Annotated in this window: 2 protein-coding genes and 1 pseudogene; all 3 read right to left on the bottom strand. The window is 42.3% G+C overall.

The genetic code is table 11. The features are described 5' to 3' along the window. Nucleotides 1-195 (bottom strand): hypothetical protein (locus ACFSTG_RS15140; protein WP_380755151.1); only part of this gene is annotated, 195 nt, incomplete at its 3' end. A gap of 133 nt (nucleotides 196-328) precedes the next feature. Next, nucleotides 329-1696, bottom strand: coding sequence for a hypothetical protein (locus tag ACFSTG_RS15135; protein WP_380755148.1), 1368 nt, complete (start codon nucleotides 1694-1696; stop codon nucleotides 329-331). Nucleotides 1697-1821: 125 nt separating this feature from the next. Beyond that, nucleotides 1822-2766: pseudogene (locus tag ACFSTG_RS15130) on the bottom strand (hypothetical protein); the annotation flags it as partial.

The following is a 2766-nucleotide window of genomic DNA, read 5'->3' as shown; positions in this document are numbered from 1 at the left end:
ATCTGAACATACAGGAAGGTCGTCAACATCAGATTGTTTGTTGGTAGACTTATTTGCCAGGTCATTTACGATTGCCCCAAAAGACAACGTAGCTTTCTCGCCGGAGTTATCCCCGGCAGCATCATCTTTGCTACATGAGGTAAAAAGCAGGGCGAACACTGCCAGGAAACTCAGGTAAATTTTAAAATTTCTCATAGTAATTAAATTTTAATTAATAATAATTTGGAATGGTTAATAAATACGTATTGATATGCTCTTCAGGCTTTTCCTGAAGAAAAATAAAGAGAAACCGAGCAGAGGCCGTAAGCCTCTGCCTGGTTAATATAATTTACTCCCCGAAGTTATACAGCTCAATTTCTCCACAGGCAACTACAGTTCCCATTTGATACTCTTCACCTACCATTTTACCGTGAAGATTTACAGTACGGTCTGCAAGAGATTCAAGACCCGTTACTCCTGTAAAGGTTCTGTGATATATGATATCTCCATAAGAATTAGCGGTCGGCCAGCTTCCGTCCTCGTTATCAAGGGTAAGGATTGGAGACCCGCTAGCAGAACAATCTGCTCCTTCATGAACGTGCTGTGGATGTTGCTTGTTTACTGCAAGATTTGTTGCAAGAACAGTAGTTTCAACTACATCTCCTTTAACTCTGAAATAAGCCCATCCCCCTGCAAGGGTTCCGTTTTTAGCATTTAAACAAGCCTTATAATTTACTGCTTCATCTGCCGGATCTTCGAAAATAGGAGTATCATCTTCTCCACAGTCATCACCTTCTCTAAAGTGGAAGTAATCAAGATTGGTCTCCCCGTCAAAGAAAGCTTTCACCTCTCCATCTGAAACCACTCCTCTTCTTATCACGCGTTCTTCCAGTGCAGGATAAGCATCAGAATTCAATAAGGTGATCTCAACGTAGTAATCGTCCTGACCTGGTTTGTCCGGTAACGCTAAACATGCAGTACTTCCTGCGTAGTCTCCATCGCTATTTACTTCTACAGTATTGGTGACATCATTTTGGATTTGAGTTCCTTTTTGACCATCTGCCCACATCCACACATCAACACTGAATCTTGCAGGATAGTGACGACCACCTTCAGAGGGAGGACAGTAGTTTCCGAAGATACAGAACTCTATCGCCTCATTTTTATCCATATCGAAGAACAGGTATCCATATTCTCTTACATCCCGGTCATCATAACATAGGACGGAAACATCCACATATTTCTTAACACCGGCTCCAAGGCTGATATTAAGTGGAAGTGGATTGTCAATGAACTCTGCCAGTACGCCTCCTTTAGGGGCTACCCATATTAGTTCACCCGCCTCATTGTAAACCATAAAATGGTCAAGGGAGTAATTACCCGGATCAAGTTCAAGTTCCGGGTCTTCTTCAGTAAATACCTGTCCTGCAACAAGATCAACACGGTAAGGAGCATCATTTGATCCCACTACAGCGGTTCCTCCCTGAGAGAGTACGATCTCCACATAGGCGGGAGCATCGTCTGTACATTGTGGCAGATCATCTGTAGAAGTTTGTTTGGCTGCAGACTTATCTGCAAGGTCATTCACGATAGCGCCGAAAGAAAGAACGGCTTTTTCAGAATTGTCATCCTGTACTGTAGTTTCCTCTTTACTACAGGAGGTGAATAGCATCGCGAACATCGCGATAAAACATAAGTAGCTTGAAATGGTTTTCATAACATTTGGTTTTGATTAATAATTATTGAATGGTTAATTTTTTTTCGGTTAGTAAGCCACAGGTATTCCGGGGCATTAGAAACTGCCCGGGAAGGTTCACTTCCCGGTGCAGTTGTTTTTAAGAATTAGTCACACACTTCTGCGTGTACTATAACATAGATGGGTTCAATTCCACCTACATCGAAGACATTATCATCATCATCCATATCAAATTGTCCTGGTGCACGACTATCTGGCCATTCTGATCCCACATAAATATGAGTATCATTCATGGTAACACCTGCATTCAGTACAATTTCTACTTCGAGATTATCTCCGTCTAAAGTAAGTACAACATGACCGGCTTGATAGCCTTTGTTTTCCCAGTCATTTTGACCGGCTGCTGCATAGAATGGGATTTCCCAAACTCCATCAGCTTCAGCTGCTATGTCGGCTTCAGTAATTTCAAGACCCCAACCCCAGTTATTTCCTGGATAATCAAGACTGTTTAATTCAACATCACCGAACATATAAGCAGTTTCACAACCTTCACCTACACCGTTGTCATCACAGTCATTGTTTGGATCGTAAGGACAATCATCATCATCGTTTGGGATACAATCGCCATCATCGTCCATATCTGTTGGTGTATTTGGACATTCATCACAACCATCAGGGATTCCATCACCGTCGGCATCAGCATTGTCGTCGAAACCTGGGCAGATGTCATCTTCGTTAGGTACACCGTCACCATCGTCATCTCCAGGAGGAGTTTCCCCATCACAGTTGAATCTTAAGTGCTCGTATTTAACTCTGTCGTCTCCGACAAAGTTATCCATCACATCCTGAGCGGTTAACACACCAGATTTAACTGTATTAGGAGCTACAGTACCATAGTTTCCTGGCCAGTCAAGAAGAGTAACTTCATAATACAGGTATGGTTCGTCTAGATCATTATTCACAGGAAGAGCAAAACATGTAGTGGTTGCTGTATAATCTCCGTCAGCATTTACACTTGTTACAGGAGATTCATTGGTATAAAGTGGAGTACCTGTATTGTCTGTACCCAGCCAAATGTTCACACTATAGTT

The organism is Salinimicrobium flavum (genome assembly GCF_042684505.1).
Classification (GTDB): Bacteria; Bacteroidota; Bacteroidia; order Flavobacteriales; family Flavobacteriaceae; genus Salinimicrobium; species Salinimicrobium flavum.
This window is presented reverse-complemented; position numbering and strand designations above follow the sequence as displayed.

Bases quoted from the DNA above. Each gene is read 5' to 3' on its own strand.
- ACFSTG_RS15135 (WP_380755148.1), bottom strand. From the start codon at position 1,696: ATGAAAACCATTTCAAGCTACTTATGTTTTATCGCGATGTTCGCGATG.